Source organism: Aestuariivirga sp. (assembly GCF_046093005.1).
Taxonomy (GTDB): domain Bacteria; phylum Pseudomonadota; class Alphaproteobacteria; order Rhizobiales; family Aestuariivirgaceae; genus Aestuariivirga.
On the sequence record NZ_JBJTER010000162.1, the window covers coordinates 19,440 to 43,596 of the forward strand.

Annotated in this window: 20 protein-coding genes; 4 read left to right on the forward strand and 16 right to left on the reverse strand. The window is 64.3% G+C overall.

Going from position 1 to position 24,157, the window contains the following annotated elements:
- Positions 1-69: 69 nt before the first annotated feature.
- The 5 genes from ACKOED_RS13830 to ACKOED_RS13850 form a co-directional block, all read right to left on the reverse strand.
- Positions 70-2,388: an aminotransferase class III-fold pyridoxal phosphate-dependent enzyme gene (locus ACKOED_RS13830; protein ID WP_408917193.1), complete on the reverse strand. Its 2,319-nt coding sequence runs from the start codon at positions 2,386-2,388 to the stop codon at positions 70-72.
- A 67-nt stretch (positions 2,389-2,455) separates the two neighbouring features.
- On the reverse strand, positions 2,456-3,535 hold the full coding sequence (locus ACKOED_RS13835; RefSeq protein ID WP_408917194.1) for a PotD/PotF family extracellular solute-binding protein: 1,080 nt from the start codon (positions 3,533-3,535) through the stop codon (positions 2,456-2,458).
- 130 nt (positions 3,536-3,665) lie between these two features.
- Positions 3,666-5,051 (reverse strand): aspartate aminotransferase family protein, encoded by a 1,386-nt coding sequence (locus ACKOED_RS13840; protein ID WP_408917195.1) that lies wholly within the window; start codon positions 5,049-5,051, stop codon positions 3,666-3,668.
- Positions 5,052-5,292: 241 nt separating this feature from the next.
- A complete protein-coding gene (locus ACKOED_RS13845) occupies positions 5,293-6,645 on the reverse strand; it encodes a hypothetical protein (RefSeq protein ID WP_408917196.1) in 1,353 nt (450 codons plus the stop codon).
- Positions 6,646-6,672: 27 nt separating this feature from the next.
- Positions 6,673-7,902: a hypothetical protein gene (locus ACKOED_RS13850; RefSeq protein WP_408917197.1), complete on the reverse strand. Its 1,230-nt coding sequence runs from the start codon at positions 7,900-7,902 to the stop codon at positions 6,673-6,675.
- A gap of 95 nt (positions 7,903-7,997) precedes the next feature.
- Here ACKOED_RS13850 and ACKOED_RS13855 point away from each other — a divergent pair, with 95 nt between their 5' ends.
- Positions 7,998-9,212: a trans-sulfuration enzyme family protein gene (locus ACKOED_RS13855; RefSeq protein WP_408917198.1), complete on the forward strand. Its 1,215-nt coding sequence runs from the start codon at positions 7,998-8,000 to the stop codon at positions 9,210-9,212.
- Between the two features lie 10 nt (positions 9,213-9,222).
- On the opposite strand, the gene ACKOED_RS13860 is transcribed toward ACKOED_RS13855, so the two are convergent.
- From ACKOED_RS13860 to ACKOED_RS13880, 5 genes are read right to left on the reverse strand one after another with little or no spacing between them, the layout of a single operon-like run.
- Positions 9,223-10,029 carry a CDP-alcohol phosphatidyltransferase family protein gene (locus ACKOED_RS13860; protein WP_408917200.1) on the reverse strand — a complete coding sequence of 269 codons (807 nt, stop codon included), beginning with the start codon at positions 10,027-10,029 and terminating at the stop codon, positions 9,223-9,225.
- On the reverse strand, positions 10,029-10,733 hold the full coding sequence (locus tag ACKOED_RS13865) for a phosphatidylserine decarboxylase (protein ID WP_408917201.1): 705 nt from the start codon (positions 10,731-10,733) through the stop codon (positions 10,029-10,031). Before ACKOED_RS13865 ends, ACKOED_RS13860 begins: the two co-directional genes overlap by 1 nt.
- A gap of 59 nt (positions 10,734-10,792) precedes the next feature.
- Positions 10,793-12,688 (reverse strand): ABCB family ABC transporter ATP-binding protein/permease, encoded by a 1,896-nt coding sequence (locus tag ACKOED_RS13870; protein WP_408917202.1) that lies wholly within the window; start codon positions 12,686-12,688, stop codon positions 10,793-10,795.
- A gap of 25 nt (positions 12,689-12,713) precedes the next feature.
- Entirely contained in the window at positions 12,714-13,541 is an 828-nt protein-coding gene (locus ACKOED_RS13875; RefSeq protein ID WP_408917203.1) for a LysM peptidoglycan-binding domain-containing protein, read from the reverse strand.
- 59 nt (positions 13,542-13,600) lie between these two features.
- The gene (locus ACKOED_RS13880) at positions 13,601-14,311 is read right to left on the reverse strand and encodes a hypothetical protein (RefSeq protein WP_408917204.1); all 711 of its coding nucleotides are present in this window, start codon (positions 14,309-14,311) and stop codon (positions 13,601-13,603) included.
- 173 nt (positions 14,312-14,484) lie between these two features.
- Here ACKOED_RS13880 and ACKOED_RS13885 point away from each other — a divergent pair, with 173 nt between their 5' ends.
- Complete coding sequence (locus ACKOED_RS13885; RefSeq protein ID WP_408917205.1) at positions 14,485-15,084, forward strand: TIGR00730 family Rossman fold protein; 600 nt, start codon at positions 14,485-14,487, stop codon at positions 15,082-15,084.
- Between the two features lie 3 nt (positions 15,085-15,087).
- On the opposite strand, the gene rarD is transcribed toward ACKOED_RS13885, so the two are convergent.
- The 3 genes from rarD to cysS form a co-directional block, all read right to left on the reverse strand.
- Positions 15,088-15,996 carry an EamA family transporter RarD gene (rarD, locus tag ACKOED_RS13890; RefSeq protein ID WP_408917206.1) on the reverse strand — a complete coding sequence of 303 codons (909 nt, stop codon included), beginning with the start codon at positions 15,994-15,996 and terminating at the stop codon, positions 15,088-15,090.
- A gap of 116 nt (positions 15,997-16,112) precedes the next feature.
- Positions 16,113-17,693 (reverse strand): citramalate synthase, encoded by a 1,581-nt coding sequence (gene cimA / locus ACKOED_RS13895; RefSeq protein WP_408917207.1) that lies wholly within the window; start codon positions 17,691-17,693, stop codon positions 16,113-16,115.
- Positions 17,694-17,820: 127 nt separating this feature from the next.
- The gene (cysS, locus tag ACKOED_RS13900) at positions 17,821-19,209 is read right to left on the reverse strand and encodes a cysteine--tRNA ligase (RefSeq protein ID WP_408917208.1); all 1,389 of its coding nucleotides are present in this window, start codon (positions 19,207-19,209) and stop codon (positions 17,821-17,823) included.
- Between the two features lie 279 nt (positions 19,210-19,488).
- Between cysS and ACKOED_RS13905 the strand changes: the two genes are divergently transcribed.
- The gene (locus ACKOED_RS13905; RefSeq protein WP_408917209.1) at positions 19,489-20,388 is read left to right on the forward strand and encodes a DMT family transporter; all 900 of its coding nucleotides are present in this window, start codon (positions 19,489-19,491) and stop codon (positions 20,386-20,388) included.
- A 6-nt stretch (positions 20,389-20,394) separates the two neighbouring features.
- Here the strand turns inward: ACKOED_RS13905 and ACKOED_RS13910 are convergent, their stop codons facing one another.
- From ACKOED_RS13910 to ACKOED_RS13920, 3 genes are all read right to left on the reverse strand, one after another.
- Positions 20,395-21,081, reverse strand: a complete 687-nt coding sequence (locus ACKOED_RS13910; RefSeq protein ID WP_408917210.1) for a glutathione S-transferase N-terminal domain-containing protein — start codon at positions 21,079-21,081, stop codon at positions 20,395-20,397.
- 3 nt (positions 21,082-21,084) lie between these two features.
- On the reverse strand, positions 21,085-22,482 hold the full coding sequence (locus ACKOED_RS13915; protein WP_408917211.1) for a class II 3-deoxy-7-phosphoheptulonate synthase: 1,398 nt from the start codon (positions 22,480-22,482) through the stop codon (positions 21,085-21,087).
- Positions 22,483-22,607: 125 nt separating this feature from the next.
- On the reverse strand, positions 22,608-22,826 hold the full coding sequence (locus ACKOED_RS13920) for a DUF2093 domain-containing protein (RefSeq protein ID WP_408917212.1): 219 nt from the start codon (positions 22,824-22,826) through the stop codon (positions 22,608-22,610).
- 88 nt (positions 22,827-22,914) lie between these two features.
- Between ACKOED_RS13920 and ACKOED_RS13925 the strand changes: the two genes are divergently transcribed.
- Complete coding sequence (locus ACKOED_RS13925) at positions 22,915-24,147, forward strand: aminopeptidase (protein WP_408917213.1); 1,233 nt, start codon at positions 22,915-22,917, stop codon at positions 24,145-24,147.
- Positions 24,148-24,157 lie beyond the last annotated feature (10 nt).

The window sequence follows — 24,157 nt, forward strand, 5'->3', positions numbered from 1 at the left end:
GACGTCACTCCGTTGCATTAACTGTTAAGGGAAGCCTAGCCCAGCACCGCCCCGCCCGGCAACCCCGCCCTAGAGCCGGTTCAGCGCCCGGTCCACCGCAGCAACGGCGATGTCGGCATGCGCGCGGGTAAACACGATGGGCGGCCTGATCTTCAGGATGTTACCATGTTTGCCCTCACCGCCGATGAGGACGCCCTCGTCACGCAGTAATGACAGGAGACGCGTGGTTTCCGCTGGGGCAGGCTCCTTGCTGGACCGGTCCCGCACAAGTTCAACGCCGGTCGCGAGCCCCACCCCGCGCACATCCCCGATCAGCGCATGTTTGTGCATGAGGGAGGCCAGGCCTTCACGGAGATAGGTCCCTGTCACGCGGGCATTCTCGACCAGGTTCTCATCGCGGATCACGTCCAAAACGGCGATGCCGGCGGCACAGGCCACGTTGTTGCCGCCGAAGGTTGAGAAGAAGGGGCCGAATTTGAGGAAATGGGCGAGAATCTCCGGCCGGGTGATCACCGCGCCCACCGGATGGCCATTGCCGGCCGGCTTTCCAATGGTGATGAAATCCGGCGCAACGCCATGGTGGCGGTGGCCCCAGAAGGCGGTTCCCATCCGGCCGAAGCCGGACTGCACCTCATCGGCGATGAACAATCCTCCGGCGCGCCGCACGCGATCCACAATGCCCGCAAGATAGCCCTGTGGCGCATCAAGAATGCCGTTGGTCATGAAGGCAGAGTCGATCATCGCGGCGGCGACGCCCAAGCCTTTCTCTTGCAGTTCGGCAATCGGCGCATCGGCGAGCGCCGCGTAGCGTTCCCCAACTTGCGGATCGTCCGCGCCGAAGGGGCCGCGATAGATATCGGGCGGCGTCAACAGCCGGATATGCGGCGCGGTCCAATGCTCCGGCGAATTCGACGGCGAGAAGGCGTCGATCGCCTCGCTCACGCCATGATAGGCGAAATCCATAGCAAGCCCGCCCGTATGGCCGGTGAAGGCCTTGGCCATGCGCCAGGCAAGATCATTGGCCTCGCTGCCGGAATTGACGAATACCACGGATGATAGGCCGTCTCCGGCAAGGTCCACCAGCCGCTCGGCATAGTCGACCGCCTGGTCTGTAATGTAGCGGGTGTTGGTGTTGAGCGTTGCAGCCTGGCGGGCGATGGCGGCGGTCACATAAGGGTGGCAGTGCCCCACATGTGGCACGTTGTTGTAGCAATCGAGATAGCGCCGCCCATCGGAAGCGGTCAGCCACACACCCTCACCCTTCACGATGTGAAGCGGAGGCTTGTAGAACACATAGAGCTTTTCACCCATCACCTTGCGGCGGCGGGCGATCAGCTCAGCGGCATCGCTGGAACTCCGAGGCGGCCGCGGCGGAAAGGCCGCGGCGCGGCGCACCAGCCCGTGGAGGCGGTCATGGCCGATGCGGCGAAGTTCATGGATCATGGGCAGGCTACGGCCGTTGAAATTCTCGAAATAGCCCTGGGATGCAATACCGTTGGCACGTTTCAGTGCATCAATCAGCGGCGTCATCAACAGGCGTACCTCGATCAGATCGACCAGTACATCGGCTTCGGCCTCCTCCAGCGGTGTCACGCTGTGAAAGCCGCGCACCATCTCGAAGATCGTCTCGGCAGGGTCTTGCAAAGGCGTGAGGAAGTCGCCCGCCGCATTGGCAAGCTCGAGGATCAGCGCGCCATGCACCATATCGCCAAAGTCGATGATCCCGCCTATCTGGCCGTCAGACGCCACCAGTGCGTTGTAGGGGTGGACATCGCCATGCACGATCTGCGAGCGCATGTGGCGCATGGCGGGCACGGTGACCTCGGCATGGCGGGCCAGAATACTCCGGGCGAGTGCGCGGTCTTCCGGCGGCAGGGCGTCCACATGCGGGGCAAGCCGCATCACATGGCGGATGTCCCACACGAGATCGCGAGTAGCCGGAGCGCCGTTTACGAAGCCACGCAGGGCCAGACCCAGCCGGGCCAGCATCCGGCCAAGTTCATAGAGACCCGGTGACGTCAGGTTGGCTTCGCCCAGTACCTGACCATCCAGCCAGCTCAGCACCATCACCGGATAGGAGATGTTCTCCTGGATGAAGCGGCCAAGAGGCTGGCCATCACGGGTCCGGATCAGTCGCGGCACCGGCAGGGAGGGATCGGTCGCCGCGATATGCTCAAGCGCTTCGGCCTGGCAGAGGAGAACGCTGTCTCCTTCCGCCGGGTGGCAGAGCTTGAAGACGACGCTGGCGCCAGCGGCCGACAAGACTCGGAAATTGCGGTCGCGCTCACCTTCGAGTGGGTTCCACGCGCCAACGAGCCCATAGACGGAGGCTGCGAAAGCCTTCAGTGCCTCACTATCGACGGAAGGTGGCCGGAGCGTTGCAAGCATCAGCTCCCAATAGCAAAAAATTCGCTGGGCGGCACCCTATTCAGGCACCGCCCACTTGTTGACTATCTTAGGCCGCCCGGATGCGCGTCATGATTTCATCGCGGAGCTTGGTAGCCTCCTCGCCGAGATAGAGGCCGGGCTCGCATTTGGCGATGGTTTCGGGCGACGGGAAGATCACCGGATTGTTCTTGTAGTCGCCCGGCATCAGCTCCTTCGCCGCCTTATTGGCAGTGGCGTAGAGGATGGTGGCGACGATCTCCTTGCCGGCTTCGGCGCCGAGGACGAAGTTCATGAAAGCATGCGCGTTCTCAGGGTGCGGGGCGCCCTTCGGGATGGCCAGCGTATCCTGCCACAGGAGCGAACCTTCCTTGGGAACAACGTAGGCCACGTCATCGTCCTCCAGGATCACCTGCTTGATGTCGCCGTTCCACTCCTGACACAGCTTCACCTCACCCGCGGCCAGCAGGTCCTGGCCGTTGTCATTGGCGAACACCTTGATGTTCTTCTTCTGTCTGATCAGCAGGTCCTCGACCTTCTTCAGCTCGTCCGGGTTGGTCGAGTTCCAGGAGAAGCCGAGATACTTCAGGCCGCCTCCCAGCACGTTCGACTGGTCACCCAGGAGCGAGATGGCCCCGGCATACTCATCCGAGTCATAAAGAACTTTCCAGCTGTCCGGCGTCCCATTCACCGCCGACTTACGGTAGCCGATACCGACCGTGCCCCACATATAGGGAATCGAAAACTTGCGGCCGGGGTCGAAAGCCGAATCCTTGAACGGCTCGTCGATGTTCGACATGTTGGGGATCTTCGTGTGGTCGAGCGGGATCACCATATCCGCCTTGATCATGCGTTCCAGCGTGTCATTGGTCGGCACGATCACATCGTAGCCCGGGTTGCCGCCCTTGAGCTTGGCGAACAGTTCGTCATTATCGGCGTAAAGGTCGAGCTTGACCTCGATGCCAGTGTCCTTCTCGAAATCGGCAAGCGTGTTCTCGCCGATGTAAGTGTCCCAGTTATAGAAGTTGAGCTTCTTCTCCTCCGCTGCCAGCGAGAAACGCGGCAAGAAGGTGAGGCCGACGGCAGCGGCGCCGCCCGCTTTCAGGAGCGCGCGGCGGTTGGGGCGGAAATACGGACGGAATGTCGACATGGCTTTTGACCTTACAGAAAAATCTGCACCGATCTTGGCAGCCGCCCGGTGCCGTGGCGGTTCCTATTCGTGGCAAAGATAACCGCCGCTCTTCCCCACGCCAACGGGGAAAGCACTTAAGTTTCGTTAATCAGGCAACCTCGGCCTTGACCTCGGCATAGGTCGCATCCAGCGCTACACGCGCCAGTTGTACGATCTTGTCGATTTCCTGCCGGCTGATCACCAGTGGCGGCGAAAGCACCATGGTGTCCCAGCAGGCCCGCATGATGAGGCCGTTGCGGATGCAATTATCGCGGCACATGGAGCCGACCCGCCCTGGCTTGGCGAAGCGTCCGCGCTTGGCCTTGTCGTTGGAGATCTCGATCGCCCCGATGAGCCCCACGGAACGGGTTTCACCGACAATCGGGTGATCGCGCAGCGAGGCGAGCGCGGCGGCGAAATAGGGGCCCAGTTCGCGAGCCCGCTCAACCAGTTTCTCCTGCTGGATGATTTCGATGTTCCGCAACGCCACCGCGCAGGAAACCGGATGCCCGGCATAGGTCATGCCATGGTAGAACTCGCCGCCCAGTTCGAAGAAATCCTTGATCAGGTGGTCGGCGAAAGCCACCGCGCCGATCGGCAGATAGCCCGACGACAGGCCCTTCGCCATCGGCACGATGTCCGGTGAGAAGCCCATCGTCTCGAAACCCCACCAGTTGCCGGTGCGCCCGAAGCCGCAGATCACCTCATCGGAAATGATCAGGATGCCATATTTGCGGCAGATGCGCTCGACTTCCGGCCAGTAGGTAGACGGCGGAATGATGACGCCGCCCGCCCCCTGGACGGGTTCACCGATGAAGGCAGCAACGTTATCCGGCCCCACTTCGAGGATCTTATTCTCCAGCGCGGCGGCGGCTTCGAGGCCGAATTCTTCCGGCGTCTTGTCGCCGCCGAAATCGAACCAATGCGGCTGCTGCACATGGTGGAAGCCTGGAAATTCCGTGCCCACCTGCTCATGCATGCCCTGGAAGCCGCCCAGATTGGCGGCCACCATGGTCGAGCCGTGATAGCCCCTGACGCGGGCGATGAAATGCTGCCGGTAGGGCTTGCCCTTGAGCTTCCAGTAATGGCGCACGAAACGCACGATCGTGTCATTCGATTCCGAGCCGGAATTGGTGAAGAAGATATGCTTGAAGCGGTCCGGCATCACCGAGGAGATCTTGGCCGCAAGCTCGGTTGTCGGCACCGTCGTCGTCTTGAAGAAGGTGTTGTAATAGGGAAGGTCGAGCATCTGCCGGTAAGCGGCTTCCGCCAGTTCCTTGCGGCCGTAGCCGACGTTGACGCACCACAGCCCCGACATGGCGTCGAGAATCTTGTTGCCCTTGCCATCCCAGATATAGACGCCCTCGGCCTGGGTCATCACCCGCGGGCCGCCCTCGGCGTGAAAGGCTTTGTGGTCGGTGAAGGGGTGGAAATGATGTTCGATGTCGTTCCGCACGACTTCGGCGATGTCGATGTTCTTGTTGAGCACGTTCATGGGAAAGTCTCCCGGATTGAATTGGTGGTAGCCGCCTTCTGGAGACAGCCGAATGCAGAGCAATGAATCGAGAGATTCTAAGGTTTGAAGCCGATGCGCGCGCAGCGCAGCATCACCTCATCGTAGGTGGTGCGGGACCAGACGGGCAAGATTACCCCGGAGGATGTGGCATGGAAGCACATAATGGGAATATCGCATAATGGCGTGATCTCCGCAACCAAGCCCCGGCCTAGCGCTTTTCTCAAACGGAGCGGCGCTTGGCGACCTCTGGTTCAGTGAGGGCGCTCAGCCAGCGCGCCATGGCGGGGACGAGGACCGCAACGAGAAAGGCGGCAATTATCATGAGCAGTGTAAGTGCCGCACCCAATTCAGCGACCGCCGGCCGCGAAGAGATCATCAGCGGCGCAGCGGCGAATGCCAGCGTAACCGGCGCCAGCACCGCGGCGCGCAATGGCAGGGCGGCAGGCTTCACAGGCGCGCCGGCGGCGGCGAAGCGCCGCGCCAGCAGCATCGAACACGCCATCAGCACGGCGATTGCGGCGCTGATGCCAGCCAGCATCGCGGCATTGAGGCTGATGCCGAGCAGCACGGTGACGGCCGCCGCGAGCGTGATGAAGGCCGCCGCCGGGGCTACTGTCATTATGAGGCCGCGAACGCTCCGCAATGCCGCCAGCACCAGCATCGCAGCCGCCACCAGCGCGGTAGCGACCGCCAGATAGGCTTCATGCTGAATCATCTCATTGCGCATCAGGGCGACGACCGGTTCCCCCGCCGCTTGTGGCACGGTCTGCCGCAACGCCGCCGCGAAGGACAACTCGCCAATGCCGCTGCGCGGCATCACCTCGATGCGCCATAAGCCATCCGGTGAAACAAAGCGGCGCAATAGCTGCGGGTCGAGATCTGAAACGGACGGAGGCTGCAGCACGGCCAGCTCCTGGACGCGCGCGGCTACGCCGCCAAGACCGCCGAACAGCGCGGCCTCCAGGCCAGTGATGGCTTCGCGCATTGGCGGCTGGGGCGCCGCGAACAGCTCGATCGCCCGGCGCAGCCGGTTCGCAGCCGCCCGCAATTCATCGGATGAGGCGGACGCCTGCGTAATGGCCGCGAGTTGCTCCTGAAGGTCGGCAATACTATCGCGCAGCATCGTCTCGTCGGGCGCCGGGCGCCGCGCGAGTTCAAACGGCGTGAACGCCGCAAGCCGGCGCAAGGCGGCGACCTTGGCCCCGGAATCGGGCGGCAGGAATTGCGTGGCGGTGCGGATCGCGCCCACCTCGGGCAGTGCGGAAAGCTTGTCGACCAGTTCCGGAACGTCTTTCGCAGCCGCCAGGATGTGAATGGCGCCGCGGGCATCGGGTGTATCGAGCAGGGCCGGGGGCGAGGATGGCAGCTGCCGCTCTCCAAAGCGCGTGGCAGGCAGAAATATCGTCGAGAGCACCGCCAGGGCCAGCACGGCGACCGCCAACAAATCGGCGGCGGTGCGCGCCTGCGAAGGCCGGTTACCGCCGAACGCATCATCAAGCCAATGCGGCACCGCCTCCGCCTGGCGGGTGGCCGTCAACCGCAGAGCGGCCGGAAGCACGAGGAGAACGGCCATCCAGGCGGACGCGCAGCCTGCCAGCGCTCACACCGCAAAAGGACCGCGCGATGGCAGCGGCCGCGCCAACCACCCCACCCACACCGCTGCCAATAGCAGCGCCGCCGCCGTGACAAAGCCGCCTTGCCGCTGCGCCGCGAGCATCACCGCCTGATCCGGCGCCAGCCCGCGAGACCGGCCCTCGCCATAAGTGACGGCCGTCACCCCGCCGGTCACCATGAGGGGCGCCAGAACGGCGAGTGCAAATGACCAGGTCGCGCCATCGAGCGGCCGGCCCATCGCCGCCGCCGCAGCGCCGGTGACGCACAACGTCACCGCCGCGCACAGCATGACCGCCCCCGCCTGCCGGAACGACCCTAGCCCCGCCCACAACAGAACGAGAGTCAGAAGTACCGACAAGGACGCCGGCACCACGAAATCGCGCAGTGTGCTGGGCGCCGAAGCCAGCGCGCGGCGCGGCCACAGCCAGCGTACCTCCTGCATGCCTTGCGATGCCTGGCGTGCGGCGGCAGCCGCTTCGCGTTCCTTGCCCGGCACGGGTGCCGCCAGCACGTACCAGCGCTTGGCTTGCACACCGCCATCGAGGCCAGCCAGAAGCTCCCAGTTCACAGGCCGCGGTTTGCCCTTCGCCTGGGCTTCGATAGCGCCCGAGGCGGCCAGAAGCACTTCGGCCAAACCCGGCGGAGACCGGCCCTGCTCCACCGCCGTGGCGATCTCTCGCACCAGCGTAGCAAGGCCCAGCATGTCCGGAGACGCCGCCAGCGCGTGGTAGAGCGGCTCCATCCGCAGGAACGCGTCGACGCGGGCGTTGACCTCCGCGGCATCGCGGTAAAGCAGACCGCGCGTCTCGTAGAAAACACCGGTGCCGGGCACGAAGGCCGAGAGGAATACATCGTCGCGCCGGCTCAAGGTGGCTGCCAGCGCCAGCGCTTGCTGGCGCGCGGTTTCAGGATCGCGGCTGGTGACGAGCGCCAGAAATGTCTGCTCGATACCGGGGAAGGCGCGCTCAAGAGCGACCTGCAATTTGGCGGTGGTCTCGTCCAGGGTGATGCGCGGCCGCTGATCGGGATCAATTTCCAGCCGGGAGACCGCGAAACCACCGGCGAGGCTCGCCAGCAAGGCGGCCAGTATCACGGCCACGGCCGCGTGGCGCGCGGCAAACCGCGCCAGCTTCGCAAAGCCATTGGGCCGCAGCTTGCGCCGCGGCGGCTCGCTCAGCTGTGGCCTACCGCTCCAATGGGGCTGATCCCACTTCATGTCGCGCCGTGAACCATTCCCCGTGAGCTGGCGTTGCAGATTCGTTTCGCGTTGTTCATCATAGGCCAAACCGCAGGGAAAGGAAAAACCACATCATGGCCGGACGCCAAAAGGGAAATCGCGACTGGCAGCCCGAAACCGCCGCCGTTCACGCCGGCGAGTTTGTCGACCCGGCGACCCGCGCCTCCTCACCCAATCTGGTGATGTCCGTAACCTTCGCGCCGGAAGCGGTGGCCGGGTTCTCGGCCCGTGACGAGCAGGGATATGACGGCTATGTCTACAGCCGGGTGGCCAGTCCGACCGTGGCTCAACTCGAGGCCAAGCTTGCCGCGCTGGAAGGGGCGGAGGCCGCCTGTTGCTATGCCTCGGGCGTTGCCGCGGCGCATGCGCTGATCTGCGGCAGGCTTGGCCGCGGCGACCATGTGATCCTGCCCGATGCCAATTACGTGGCCATCGCCGAGCTGGCGCGCGACACGCTGCCACGCTTTGGGATCGAGGTGTCGCTCGTTGATCTGGCGAACCCGGATGAGGTGGCGTCCGCCATCGGCCCCAACACCCGCATGTTGTGGCTTGAAACACCCGCCAATCCGACGATGAAACTCTGTGACATCGCCTTGCTCGCGCGGCTAGCCCATGACCGTGGCGTACGCGATGTGGCGGTTGATTCCACCTACGCTTCGCCCATCGCCACCAAGCCGCTGGCGCTGGGCGCCGATTTCGTCGTTCATTCCCTCACCAAATACATCGGCGGGCACGGCGATGCGATGGGCGGCGCGGTGTTGGGCCGCAAGGCCGAACTCGACGCCCTGCGGCTGGAAGCCAATGTGCATTTCGGCGGCGTATTGTCACCGTTCAATGCCTGGCTGATCCTGCGCGGCGCAGCCACCTTGCCGATCCGCATGCGCGCGCATGAAGACGCAGCTCTGCAGGTCGCGCGGTTTCTTGAAACGCATCCGGCCGTGAGCCGGGTTCTCTATCCCGGTCTTTCCTCTCACCCCCAGCATGAGCTGGCAAGACGCCAGATGCGCAACTTCTCCGGCATGATGACGTTTCAGACCAAGGCCGCGGGGCCAGAGGTCGCCGCCCGCATGGTCAAGGAGCTCGAAATCATTCATTACGCCGTATCGCTCGGCCATCACCGCAGCCTGATCTACTGGATCGGCACGGAGGATATCGAGGCGTCGAGCTTCCGCCACGATGCCGAAGGACGCCGCCGCTACCGCGACTATGCGGGAGATGGCGTCTTTCGCCTGTCGGTGGGAATCGAAAGCGCGGATGACCTGATCGCCGATCTGTCGCGCGTCCTGTGAGAAGCCCTGGTCACCCGCTGGAGCGGGGTGTGGTTGCTGTCTTGTGCCGCCGGTAGGAGCGGATGCTCACCGGAACGAGCGCCAGATAGGCGATGCTCATCAGCGTCAGAAGCTCCCACGGATAGGCGATCAGCATGATCACCGCCAGAACCGCCAGCCCCAGCACCGGCAGCACGAACTCGCCGCGAATGCGGCCCAGGTTCTTGCCCGAATAGGTGGGGATGCGGCTCACCATGAACAGCGCGATCAGCGTTACATAGGGGCCGATCACCGGCGCCCAATTATGACCATCGTCAATAATGCCGAGAAATCCGAGGTAAAAAGGCAGCAGTGCGAGCCCCGCACCTGCCGGGGCCGGCGCGCCGCTGAAGAAGCCGGCCGCCCAGGCGGGCTTTCCGGGATCGTCCAGCGCCACATTAAAGCGCGCCAGCCGCAGCGCGCAGCAGATCGCCAGGATCAAGGCGATGACCCACCCCAGTGTCTTCAGCGAATTGAGCGACCAGACATAGAGCAGCACCGCGGGCGCCACGCCAAAATTCACGAAATCAGCAAGCGAATCGAGTTCGGCGCCAAACCGCGACGTGCCTTTGAGAAGCCGCGCCAGCCTGCCGTCCACGGCATCGAGCACCACCGCGACGATGACACTGGCCACCGCCAGCTCGTAGCGCGCCTCGACCGCAAAACGGATAGCGGTCACCCCGCTGCACAGCGCCAGAAGGGTGATCATGTTGGGCAGGAGATAGCGGACCGGCACCATGCGGAAGCGGGACTGGCCGGCTTCAAGCGAGCGGTCAATGTTGCGCGGGCCGCCCTCCATCAGCTGCTGCGCCCCGGACGGGACGGCTCTGACGAATCGAGGTCGGCCAGCACGGTCTCGCCCGCCACCGCCCGCTGGCCGACGCAGACCAGCGCTTGCGCGCCTTTCGGCAGATAGACATCAACCCGGCTGCCGAAGCGGATCAGGCCGAAACGCTGGCCCGCTGACAGATGTTCGCCCTCGTTCACGAACTTGACGATGCGGCGGGCCACCAGCCCGGCAATTTGCACAACGCCGATGCGCTGGCCGTTGGCGCGCTCGAGGGTCAGGGCCTGGCGCTCGTTGTCGAGTGAGGCCTTGTCGAGATCGGCATTGAGGAACAGCCCCGGTATGTAGACGATGCGGCTGATCGCGGCATCAAGGGGCGCACGGTTCACATGCACGTCGAAAACATTCATGAACACGGAGATTCGGATGATGGGGTCGCGGGGCAGATCGAGTTCGGGGGGCGGCACCACCTCCTCGATGGCGCTGACGCGGCCGTCGGCCGGAGAAATGACCAGCCCGTCGCGCAACGGCGTCACCCGCTCCGGATCGCGGAAGAAATAGGCGCACCACAGGGTCAGCACCACGCCGAGCCAGGCAAGCGGCGTTAAATGAAGCCAGAACAGGGCAATCGTCACCGCGGCGAAGATAGCCACGAAACGGTAGCCTTCGCGGTGGATGGGAACGAGAACCTGAGAAACCGATTGAAATACTGACATCAGCGCACCTCTAGCGGCTTAAGCGGAATTTGCAAAGTGCTGTGAGCGCGCAGCCTATCTCAGTTTGCGGGCTGGCGCTCGGCATCGCGGGCGCGCGGGGCAGCTGCCGTCTCGCCCTCGACTTCCTTGAGGATTTCGCGCGCCTGCTCGGCCTGGCGCTGGCGGTTCCACATCGCGGCATAGAGGCCATTGCGGGCGAGCAGTTCCGTGTGGGTGCCGCGCTCGGCCACCTCGCCGCGCTCCAGCACCACGATATCGTCGGCATCGACGACGGTCGAAAGCCGGTGCGCGATGACCAGCGTCGTGCGGTTTTCCGAAACCTTGCGCAGCGCCGCCTGAATCTGGTTCTCGGTGAAGCTGTCGAGCGCCGAGGTGGCTTCGTCAAGGATCAGGATGGGCGGACCCTTGAGAATGGTGCGGGCGATCGAAACCCGCTGCTTCTCGCCACCTGACAGCTTGAGGCCGCGCTCGCCGACCAGCGTGTCATAGCCCTTGGGCAGGCTCATCACGAAATCATGGATCTGGGCCATGCGCGCCGCGTCTTCGACTTCGGCATCGGTGGCGTCGGGCCTGCCGTAGCGGATATTGTAGCGGATGGTATCGTTGAACAGCACGGTGTCCTGCGGAACCATGCCGATAGCGGCGCGGAGCGAAACCTGGGTAACATCCGCGATGTCCTGCCCGTCGATCATGATACGTCCGCTATCAGCCTCATAAAAGCGGTAGAGCAGACGCGAAATGGTGGATTTGCCGGCGCCCGAAGGTCCGACGATCGCCACCGTCTTGCCCGGCGGCACGCGCAAGGAAAGATTGCGGAGGATTTGCCGCTCCGGGTCGTAGGAGAAGTTCACCCTGTCGAAGACGACATCCGCCGCCGAGACAATCAGCGGTTTGGCGCCCGGACGGTCGGCGATCTCGGCGTTGACCCGGAGGAGCGAGAACATCTGCTCGACATCGATCAGCCCCTGCTTGATCTCGCGATAGGACGACCCGATGAAGTTGAGCGGCATGTAGAGCTGGATCATCAAGGCGTTGATCATGACGAAATCGCCCACCGTCGCGGTACCGGCCCGGACCGCCAGCGCCGACATGGCCATGACGAATGTGAGACCCACCGAGAAGATCACCGCCTGACCGGCGTTGAGCACGGCGAGCGACACCCAGGTCTTGACCGCCGCCTTTTCATAGCTGTCCATCGACCTGGCGTAGCGCCGGGCCTCGTGTTCCTCATTTCCGAAGTACTTGACGGTCTCGAAGTTGAGCAGGCTGTCTACCGCCTTGGTGTTGGCCTCGTTGTCTGCGGCATTCATGTCGCGGCGGATGTTGATGCGCCACTCCGTTGCGGCATAGGTAAACCATACATAGGCTACCACGGTGACGAGGATCACCGCCGCATAAATCCAGCCATAGGACCAGGCCAGCACCCCGGCGACCAGCACGATCTCGAGGATCGTCGGGAAGGTATTGAAGAGGGAAAAACGCAGCACCGTATCGATGCCCATGGTGCCGCGCGAGACGATACGCGACAGCCCGCCGGTGCGCCGCTCGAGGTGAAAGCGCAGTGAGAGCGCATGCAAATGGCGGAAGGTGCGCACCGCAAGGTCGCGCACCGCGCGCTGGCTCACTTTGGCGAACACCGCGTCGCGGATCTGCGCCAGAACCACCATCATGATGCGCCCGAAGCCATAGGCCAGCACCAGGAACAGCACCGTGGTGACGGCGATGGCCGCCGCGCTGGCCTGGCCGGTCAGGGCGTCCGTTGCGTATTTGAATGCATAGGGCGTGGCGACGGTGACGACCTTGGACAGCACCAGCGCCAGCATGGCCAGCACCACCCGGGCCTTGAGGTCCGGGCGGCCTTCTGGCCAGAGATAGGGCAGCAGGTCGCGCAGCACGGCAAGCTGATCGCCGTCGCTTGCCGGCGCATCAGCGGTGACGGGCGTCTTGCGGCTCATCGCGCGCGCCTGTTGCAGGATGGCACTACTGACCGGCTGCCGCGTTCTCGTCAGGCTTCAGCGGCTCGCGGCGCTTGGGATCGACCGTCTCAAACTTGGCCGCCACATCGGGCGTCTTGAACACCTGTCCGGGATATATCAGGTCAGGATTGCGGATCTGTTCCTTGTTGGCCTCGTACAGCACGGTGAACTTGGCGCCGGTCCCGTAGAGCACGCGCGAGATACGCCACAGATTATTGCCCGGCTGAATCACCACCCTGCCTTCGCGCGGCGGCGGCGTGGCGGCGGCGGTGGCCTCCGCGGCAGGGGCTTCGGCCGGCGGCTGCGCCTCAGCCGTGGCAGCGGGCGCTTCTGCCGCGGCCTCGGTATTGGCGGCGGTCTGATCCGGCGCCGGCTGCGTCGCCTCCGCTACCTTGCTCTGCGCCTCGCGGAAGAAGGGAACCTCGACCCGGTTCACGACCTCGCCCTTGGCATCGAGCCCGTCAACGCGAAGCGTATGTACGCCAGGCGCCACATCGGCGGTGCCGGAGAAGCTCCAGCGGCCATCAGCGCCCACAGCGGCGTCACCGATGAAATTGTTGTCGATATAGATACGGGCGGTGTTGCCCTGCTCACCCTGGCCGGAGAAGACGATGTCGCCAGCCGCGTCATAATCGACGGCGTCGATGCTCACGAGCTTGGCTGGCTTGGCCGCCGCCTCGGGCGCTTCCGGGGCTTCGGCCTGGGTCTCCGGTGCTGGCGCGGCGGCGGGCTGGGGGGCGGCCGCGGCGGGCTTCTGGAGAACCTTGGTCGGCTGGTCGGGGCTCACCACGGCGACCAGCGCCTCCTGGCTTGCCGCTTCCGGAACGATCACCGCCACACTCTGTGCAGACGCCGTCGCAGCCGGCTCGCCCGGCGCCGTGGCATCCAGTGTCAGCGCGCCGCTCCCAGGTGGCAGGGGCTTTTCCAGAACGATGACAAAGGCGCCATCGTCATTGGCGGTGGTGCGGCCGATCTCCTGGCCATCGATTTCAGGACCACGTCCGCATTGGGCGCGGCGGCGCCGGCGATCACCGCTTCGCCAGTCTTTTCGACGCGCACCGTGTCGAAGGCAGGAACCACAAGCTTTGGGGCGGGGGCGGCAGGCGCTGCCTCCGGCTGCACCTCGGCTGCGGGTGCCGCCGCGACTTGCTCGGCGGTTTCCGGCGCGGGAGCGGCGGGCGCGGGCTGTTCGGCGCTGGTCTTCGCGGCGGGCTGTTCGGCGGTCGCCCCCTGTTCTGTGGCCTGCGTTGCCTCGGGGACCGCGGCTGGCGCGGGCGTGGCCGCCTGCTCAGCGGGTTGCGTTGTTTCCGGAGCCGCAGCCTGCTCAGCGGCGGGCGCGGGTGTCTCGGGCGCTGCGGCCGGCTGTTCGGGGGCAGCGGCCTGTTGGGTTGCCGCCGGCGCTTCAGGCGCGGCGGTTTGCTCCGTGGTTGCTGGCGCTTCCGGCGTGGCTGGCGGTTCCGCCGTGGCCGGGGCTTCCGCGGTGACTGTCGTCGCCGGCGGGGCAGGTTCGCCCATCCAGCGGTCACGGGTCAGGCCGGCGATGGCGGCCGCCGCCACGATGGCGAGCCCGGTCAGCACTAATATCGGAGTCTTATTCTGCATTTCCTAGCCGTTCCATATTCTTGCTGGATGAGGCGAATGGCCTCTTTGCGCCCGAAGTTCAACCCCTTAAATAGGCCGCAGTTGCAGATTACGCAAAGATTCGCCGAGGGTGCGCCGTTCCGCGGGGGAAAGGCAGTCCCGCCAAGGCCCGGCATCACCTGAGGAGTTAGACCATGAATCCTGCCCGAACACTGTGCGTCTATTGCGGCTCCGGCAATGGCCGTAACCCCGCCTATGTCGCGGCGGCACAGCAGTTGGGTCAGGCCATGGCGGCATCCGGCATCGGCCTGGTCTATGGCGGCGGCAGCCTCGGGCTGATGGGCGAAGTGGCTCGCACCGTCCTGGGTCATGGTGGCCATGTAACTGGAATCATTCCGGAATTCCTGGCCAACCGGGAGCGTATGCTGACCGATGTGAACGATCTTGTGGTGACGCCGGACATGCACAGCCGCAAGATGACGATGTTCGCCAGGGCCTCAGGCTTCGTGGCCCTGCCGGGCGGGCTCGGCACGCTGGAGGAGCTGGCAGAGATCACCACCTGGGCGCAGCTGGGCCAGCACCGCAAGCCGATCATCCTGTGCAACATCGATGGCTACTGGAACCCGCTGGTGACGCTGCTGGACCATATGCGGGCCGAGGCCTTCATCCGTGACGGGCTGGAATTTCAGATGGACGTGGTGGCGAGCGCTGCAGAGGTAATCCCGGCCTTCGAGCAGCGGCTGCGGCTCAGCCCGGACAAGGCTCACCCGCACCCGATCCTTGACAAGATGTAGGGGTCAGGCCGGTTCAGCCTCGCGCCGCCGCTGACGTTCGTCGCGCAAGGCCGAAAATGAGAAAATGGCCAGCGCCAGCCAGATGATCATGAATGACGAGAGCTTCAGCGCGTTCATCGGCTCGCCGAAGATGAACACGGCGGTCAGGAACACCAGCGACGGTGAGATGTATTGCAATAGCCCCGCCGTCGAGTAGCGGATGCGGCGGATCGAGGCGGCATAGAGCATGAGCGAGGCCGCCGTCATGACGCCGCAGCCCATCAGCATCAGTGTATCATGGCTGTTGGTACCGAAATACGCCTCGCCTTTGGAAACCAGCCACCATTGCGCTGCCAGAAGCGGCAGGGTGGAGATCGCCACCTCGATGAGAAAACCCTGGGTGGGCCCGACCGGTATGGTCTTTCGGAGGAAACCGTAGAGGCAGAAAGTCGATGCCAGCATCAGCCCGAGCCATGGAAAATGGCCCAGCGCCACGGTCTGTATGCCAACCGCCACCACCGCGAGACCCAACGCCAATTTCTGCGGCGCGGTAAAGCGCTCGCCGAGGAACAGATATCCCATCACCACGTTGAGCAGCGGATTGATGAAATAGCCGAGGCTCGATTCCAGCGTCCGGCCAACCTCGATCGACCACACATAGAAACCCCAGTTGAACACGATCAGGGCTGAAGTGAGCGTCAGGATGGCCAGGTTGCGCGGACGCGCGACGGCGCGCCACACATCTCCCCACTGGCCCAGATACCAGACCACCGCGACGGCGATGGGCAGCGACCAGACCCCGCGGTTGACGGCGATTTCGAGCGGCGAAATATAGCGGATGAGGCCAAAGTAGTAGGCCATCCCACCCCAAACGATATGGGCCAGCACGGCCAGCAGCACGCCGGTTTCGGCAGTCGTCAGCGTACGCGGCATGGGGGCGTCGTCCCGGGCAATCGACATGACCGGCCTTTAGCCCCGCGGCGGCTCGCTTCGCAAACCCGCTCCGGGCATGGTCTCATGTGCACCGCGCATGCCGCCCTGGCCAAATGCTAGGCCGCCACGCCCTCGCGCACCAGCTTGTAGACAAGCGAGTCGGACAGCGCCTGGAATGACGCATTCACGATATTGGGCGAAACGCCAACCGTAAACCAGCGGTTGCCCTTGCCGTCGCGGCTTTCGATCAGCACCCGGGTGGTGGCGCCGGTGCCGCCATTGAGGATGCGCACCTTGAAATCGACGAGTTCCATGTCGCTGATGAAGCTCTGGTAGCGGCCGAGGTCCTTGCGCAGCGCCACGTCCAGAGCGTTCACGGGGCCGTTGCCCTCGCCTGCGTTCAGATAGACCTGATCGCCCACCTTCACCTTGACCACGGCTTCAGAGACCATTTCACGGTCACGTTCCTCGACGATCACCCGGAAGGAGAGGACGTCGAAATACTTCGGCACATTGCCCAGCGTGCGGCGCGCCAGAAGCTCGAAGGAGGCATCCGCACCATCATAGGCATAGCCCTGGGCCTCGCGTTGCTTGACCTCGCCAAGCAGGCTGTCCAGCCGCGGATCGTCCTTGGCGACGGCGATGCCGATGCGCTCGAGCGCCGCCAGCAGGTTGGATTTGCCGGCCTGGTCGGAGACCAGCACCTCGCGGCGGTTGCCCACCGCCTCCGGGGGCACATGCTCATAGGTTTCGGGTTCCTTGAGCAGTGCCGAGGCATGAATGCCGGCCTTGGTCGCAAACGCACTCTTGCCCACATAGGGCGCCTGCTTGTTGGGCGAGCGGTTCAGGAGCTCGTCGAAGGCCCGCGAGATGTGGGTGAGCTGCGAAAGGCGTGCCGCGTCGATGCCGGTCTCGAAGCGCTCCGCGAAATGCTTCTTCATGACCAGGGTTGGAATGATCGAGACGAGATTGGCGTTGCCGCAGCGCTCGCCGATGCCATTGAGCGTGCCCTGGATATGGCGCACGCCGGCATCGACAGCGGCCAGCGAATTGGCGGCAGCCTGGTCCGTGTCATTGTGGGCGTGAATGCCGAGGTTGCCGCCAGGCACGCGGGACGTGACCGCGCGCACGATGTCGCCCACCTCATTGGGCAGCGTGCCGCCATTGGTGTCGCACAGCACCACCCAGCGCGCGCCCGCCCGGTAAGCTTCCGCGGCGCAAGCCAGCGCATAGGCCGGGTTGGCCTTGTAGCCATCGAAGAAATGCTCGCAGTCGATCAGCACTTCCTTGCCCGCCGCCGTGGCTGCCTCCACCGTCTGGCGGATCGCATCAAGATTTTCCTCATTCGTGCAGCCCAGCGCCACGCGCACGTGATAGTCCCATGACTTGGCCACAAAACAGGCGGCCGGCGCCTTCGCCGCCAGCACCTGCTGGAGGCCTGGATCGTTCGACACGGAGCGGCCCGCCCGCTTGGTCATGCCGAAAGCGGTGAAAGTAGCCCGCGTGTTGCGGGGCGTTGCGAACAGCTGCGTGTCGGTGGGGTTGCCGCCGGCATAGCCGCCCTCGATGTAGTCCACGCCCAGCTCATCGAGCATGCCCATCACCACGAGCTTGTCCTCGAGCGAGAAATCGATGCCCGGCGTCTGCTGGCCGTCGCGCAGCGTGGTGTCGAACAGGTAGAGCCTCTCGCGGGTCATCGGATGCACTCCCTGACATGGCCGTCATCCCGGCGAAGGCCGGGATCGAGCTTTCCGCTGGGTTGCCGTCCGAAGCTGGATCCCGGCCTTCGCCGGGATGACGGGATATTGAGGGAGACTGCGGGAATCATCGCTTCACCTCCCAGCTGGTGGTTCCATCCTTGTTATCCTTGATGGCGATGCCCATCGCGGCGAGCTCGTCGCGGATCCGGTCGCTCTCGGCCCAGTTCTTGGCCTTGCGGGCGGCGAGGCGGGCAGCGATCAGGAAATCGACCTTAGACTCCTCCGCCTTGTCAAGATTGCCCATGCCGCGATGCTGGAGTTGGTCCAGATTTGCAAATCCTAAGAGACGAAGAGCATTAGAGAAACGGTTTCGCACACGGTGCTGCTCAGGGTCATTTGCCCTTTCCAGTTTCACAATTGCGGCGAGCATCTCATGAAGAACAGCGATGGCAGATGGCGTGTTGAGATCGTCTGATAGCGCATCAATCAACTCAACCGGAGCCTCAGGACCGTAAGTCCGGTCCAGTCCCGGGGTGTAGTGCTTCTGAAAATTCAGCAGAACACGCCGCGACTCCTGAAGAGACTGTAGCGTCCAGTCGATCGGCTGGCGGTAATGCGTGCGGAGCATGTTGAAGCGCAGCACATCCCCCGGCCAATCATCGAGAAGCTGGCGGATGGTCAGAAAATTCCCCAGGCTCTTCGACATCTTCTGGCCTTCCACCTGCAGGAAGCCATTGTGCATCCAGTACTTCGCCATGATCGGGTGGCCGAAGGCGCAGCGGGTCTGGGCGATTTCGTTCTCGTGATGCGGAAACACGAGATCGATGCCGCCGCCGTGAATGTCGAATTCCTCGCCCAGATGCTGCCAGCTCATCGCCGAGCATTCGATGTGCCAGCCCGGGCGGCCGCGGCCCCACGGGCTGTCCCAGCCGGGCGTTTCGGCATCCGACGGCTTCCACAGCACGAAATCCATCTCGCCGCGCTTGTAGGGCGCCACATCGACGCGGGCACCCGCCAGCATCTCATCGAGCGAGCGGCGGGAGAGCTGGCCATAATCCGGCATCGAGGGCACGTCGAACAGCACATGGCCATCGGCCACATAGGCGTGGCCGGAGGAAATCAGCCGCTCGATGATGGCGATCATCCCGGCAATGTGCTGGGTGGCGCGCGGCTCGACGGTGGGCGGCAGCACACCCAAAGCCGCGATATCCTCATGGAACTGTCTGGTCGTGCGTTCCGTCAGTTCGCCGATGGCAATGCCCTCGGACCGCGCCCGGGCATTGATCTTGTCATCGACGTCAGTGATGTTGCGCACATATTTAACGTGATCTGCCCCGTAGATCTGGCGCAGCAGCCGGAACAGCACGTCGAACACGATCACTGGCCGGGCATTGCCGATATGCGCGTAATCCCACACCGTCGGACCGCAAACATACATGCGCACATTTGCAGGGTCCAAGGGAACGAACTCCTCCTTGGTGCGGGTCAGCGTGTTGTAGAGGCGGATCGGCATGTCAGTCCTCAGGCTTGCCGGCCCGGGTTCGCTTCGTCTTGGATTTAGGTCAAGCGGCGCCCTGCCAGCGGTTGTCTGCTAGCTGCAAATAATAATGCCGCGGCAAGCGGCGGTGGCGGGGCGGCGGGTCATAACGGTTCGGAACATGCGTCAGTTGCCACGCAAGGTCAAGGGCTTGCGCGAAACCGGGGGGCGGCATGCCGTTTGTAGCCTACCGGACAGGACCCAGCCCGGCTATGGCCATGGAGACCCACCTTGCCAGCCGGATTGCCGCCAGCCATGACCCGCGACGAACAGAAACAGCACCGCATCGGGCTTCTGCTGGTGGCGGGGGCGGCGCTCGCCTGGTCGACCTCCGCCCTGTTCGTGCGCAACATCGACGCCGGCCTCACCACCATGCTGTTCTGGCGCGGACTGTTCTCGGGGCTTGCCGTCTTCGTGCTGTTCCTGGTCATGGAGCGCGGCCGCGCAGCCGCCATTCTCCGCTCGCTCGGCTGGCCGACCCTGGCGGTGGCGCTGCTGTCGGCGGCGGGCATGATCACTGGCATCGGGGCGCTGCGCCTGACCACCGCGGCCGATGCCATGGTGATCTACGCCACGGTGCCGTTCATGACGGCAGCACTCGCCTATCTGGCGATCGGCGAGAAACCGTCCCGGTCCACCCTGTTCGCCAGCCTCGCGGCGCTCATCGGCGTGGGCGTCATGCTGTGGGGGGCCAAGATGGGCGGCAGCCTGCTGGGCCAGGCCCTGGCGGTGCTGATGACGCTGTCGATGGCGGGCTTCACAACCGTGATGCGCATGCATCGCGAAGTGCCGATGCTCCCGGCCATGGCCTTGTCGGCCTGGATCTGCTCCTTCGGCTGCTTCTGGTTCGCCGAGCCGCTGTCGATTTCCACGCATGACTTCCTGCTCTGCGTGGCTTTCGGCATCGTTCAGAACGCGGCCGGGCTGGCGCTCTACACCTTGGGCTCGAAGCGGGTACCGGCGGCGGAGGCTACCCTGCTCGCCGCCCTCGAAGTGCCGTTCACGCCGTTCTGGGTGTTTGCCTTCATGGGCGAAGTGCCCGCGGCGCAGACGCTGCTCGGCGGGGCGATCGTGCTTGGCGCCCTGTTCCTGCACATCCTGCTGGAGTTCCGCCGCAAGCCCAGCGCCGAAGCCGAGCCAATCATCGCGCCGTGAAGATTTCTATCGTTTCGCGGTCTGGCCGAACAGCACGCCGCGTTCTTCGTCGCACATCGGCTTCGCATAGGACGGCGCCACACTGGCATAGACGCGCGCCACCGCGGGCCTCGCCTTGATCGCCTCGAACCATCGCTTCAGATTTGGAAAATCGTCCAGGTTCTGGCTGTAGCGCTCATAGGGCACTACCCACGGGTAAGAGGCAATGTCGGCAATCGAGTATTCGCCCGCCAGATAGGGCCGGTCAGCGAGACGGCGGTCCATCACGCCATAGAGGCGGTTCACTTCCTTGGTATAGCGCTCAATGCCGTAGGGGATCTTCTCCGGCGCGTAGATTGCGAAGTGGCCCGCCTGGCCGGACATCGGACCGAGGCCGCCGACCTGCCAGAACAGCCATTGCATCACCTCGTTGCGCCCGCGCAGATCACCCGGCATGAACCGGCCCGTTTTCTCGGCGAGATAGAGCAGGATGGCGCCGGACTCGAAGATCGACAGCGGGGCGCCGCCGTCAGCCGGCGCGGTATCGATGATGGCTGGAATCCGGTTGTTAGGCGAGATCGCCAGAAACTCCGGCTTGAACTGCTCGCCCTTGCCGATGTCCACGGGATGCAGGCGGTAGGCAAGACCGGCCTCCTCGAGGAAGATGGTGATCTTGTGCCCGTTCGGCGTCGGCCAGTGATAGAGTTCGATCATCGCTTACTCTGCGGCTTCGACGATCTCGTCGTCGTCCGGCCGCGGCCTGGAGGCCATTTCCTTCTTGATCTCCTCCGCCACCAGGAATGAAAGTTCCAGCGCCTGCGATGCATTGAGCCGCGGGTCACAGAAGGTGTGGTAGCGGTCGTTCAGGTCCTCGTCGCGGAGCGCGCGGAGACCGCCCGTGCACTCGGTCACGTCCTTGCCGGTCATTTCCACGTGGATGCCGCCGGCATGGGTGCCCTCAGCCTGATGAACGCCCATGAAGCGGCGCACCTCGCCCAGCACCGCCTCGAACGGACGGGTCTTGTAGCCTGAGGTGGACTTGATCGTGTTGCCGTGCATCGGATCGCAGGACCAAACCACCACCCTGCCCTCGCGCTTCACCGCGCGGATCAGGTCGGGAAGGTGCTTTTCCACCTTGTCGGCGCCGAAACGGGCGATCAGGGTGAGGCGGCCCGGCTCGTTGTCGGGGTTGAGCTTGTCGATGAGCCTGACCAGCTCGTCGGGCTTCAGCGATGGGCCGCATTTGAGGCCGATCGGGTTCTTGACGCCGCGCATGAACTCGACATGCGCGTGGTCCGGCTGGCGGGTGCGGTCGCCGATCCACAGCATGTGGCCCGAGGTGGCATACCAGTCGCCGCTTGTTGAATCGACGCGGGTCAGCGCCTGTTCATAGCCCAGCAGCAGCGCCTCGTGGCTGGTGAAGAAGTCCGTGGTGCGGAGCTGCGGCGCGGTATCAGCATTGATGCCGCAGGCGCGCATGAAGCCCACCGCCTCGGTGATCCGGTCAGAAATCTCCTGATAGCGCTCATAGGCCGGCGAATCCTTCAGGAAGCCGAGCGTCCACTTGTGCACATGCTCAAGATTGGCATAGCCGCCCTGGGCGAAGGCCCTGAGCAGGTTGAGGGTTGCCGCCGACTGGCGGTAGGCCATGATCTGGCGCTCGGGGTCGGGCCGGCGCGCCTCGAGGGTTGCCTCGGCGGCGTTCACGATGTCGCCGCGATAGATCGGCAGTTCCACGCCGCCGACAGTTTCGGTGGGCGAGGACCGCGGCTTGGCGAATTGCCCGGCGATGCGGCCCACCTTCACCACCGGCTGGCCGCCGGCAAAGGTCAGAACCACCGACATCTGCAGGAAGACGCGGAAGAAATCACGGATGTTATCAGCCGAATGCTCGGCGAAGCTTTCGGCGCAATCGCCGCCCTGCAGGAGGAACCCTTTGCCTTCCGCAACGCGCGCGAGCTTGCGCTTCAGCTTGCGCGCCTCGCCGGCGAATACCAGCGGCGGGTATCCCGCCAGCTGCGCCTCAACCGACTGCAGCTTCGCCCTGTCCTCATACTCCGGCATCTGCATGACCGGAAAATGCCGCCAGCTGTCAGGTGCCCAGGTCGTGGTCATTACACATACTCCAACAGGGCAGATCCCTGCCCATTCGCCAAAAGAGGCATGGCTATACACGTCCCGGCGCTGCAATTCCAGTCACAGCGAGGCCGCATGCGTCACCGGCCATGACCTGGCGTTCTTCACTTGTTCCGGTTGCGCGGATGTCCGCCGAAGGCCATGGCAGCAGAAACGAAGGGCTGTTGCCGCGCCACGTCCCAATAGCGGAGATCGTCCAATGCGATCGCCTGTCCGGTGACGGCGCAGCGCACGAAATCCCCTTCCCGGAGGATCTCGATGTCGGCGGGCAGATATTTGAGCACCGCTTCGGTGCGCGGCGCGAGCGATAGAGGAACGATCATCAGGGCAGAGCAATCAGGCCATGGATTGAGCATGAACTATAGGACGAGCCCTTGGATTCCGCCATCCCTCCGGTGTAGATGACAGGCCATGACACAGCATGATCATCTCCTCGATGCCTACGCCCGGCTCGTCGTCAAGACCGGCCTCAACATTCAAAAGGGCCAGCAGCTCCTGGTAACGGCGCCGCTCGATGCCGTACCTCTGGTCCGGCGCATCACCGAGCATGCCTACCGCGACGGCGCCAGCCTGGTCACCACCATCTATTCCGACAACGCGGCCACGCTGGCGCGCTTCGCCCATGCGCCCGAGGAGGCGTTCGACGTCGCACCCGGCTGGCTGTTCAACGGCATGGCCGAAGCCTTCAAGGCAGGCGCCGCGCGGCTGGCGATCGCCGGTGAAAACCCCTCGCTGCTGGCCGGCCAGGACCCGAAGAAGCTCGCCCGCGCCAACAAGGCCCGCTCGCAGGCCTACCGCCCGGCGCTGGAACTGATCACCGGTTTCGCCATCAACTGGTGCGTGGCGGCGGCGGCAACGCCCGCCTGGGCCAAATCGGTGTTTCCCGGCGTGCCGGAGGCCGCGGCAATGGAGCAGCTGTGGAAGGCGATCTTCGCCTGCACCAAGGCCGACCAGCCGGACCCCATCGCCGTGTGGGAGAAGCACAACGCCGACCTGCACCGCCGCACCGATTTCCTCAACAACCGGCGCTACCGGGCGCTTAAATATTCGGGGCCGGGCACCGATCTGATGCTCGGGCTTGCCGATGATCACTTCTGGAAAGGCGGCGGCGGCAAGGCGCTGAATGGCGTGTTCTGCAACGCCAACATTCCGACCGAAGAGGTATTCACCGCACCCCATAAGGATCGCGTTGACGGCACGCTCTCTTCCACCAAACCGCTCTCCTATCAGGGCTCGCTGATCGATGGCATCCGGGTGCGCTTCGAAGCGGGCCGGATCGTCGAAATGACAGCCGAAAAGGGCGAGGAAGCGTTCCGCAGCCTGATCGGCACCGACGAAGGCGCGGCGCGGCTCGGCGAAGTGGCGCTGGTGCCGCATTCCTCGCCGATCTCGGCAAGCGGCATTATCTTCAACAATACGCTGTTCGACGAGAACGCCGCCAGCCATGTGGCGGTGGGCCAGTCCTACACCGAGAACATCCGCGACGGCTCGAAGCGCTCCAAGCAGGAGCTTGCCGCACTGGGCGCCAATTCCAGCCTTGTCCATGTCGACTGGATGATCGGCTCGGGCAAACTCGACGTCGATGGCATCCTGCCGGACGGCACGCCGGAGGCCCTGATGCGCAAGGGCGAGTGGGCGATCTAGGGCGGGACAG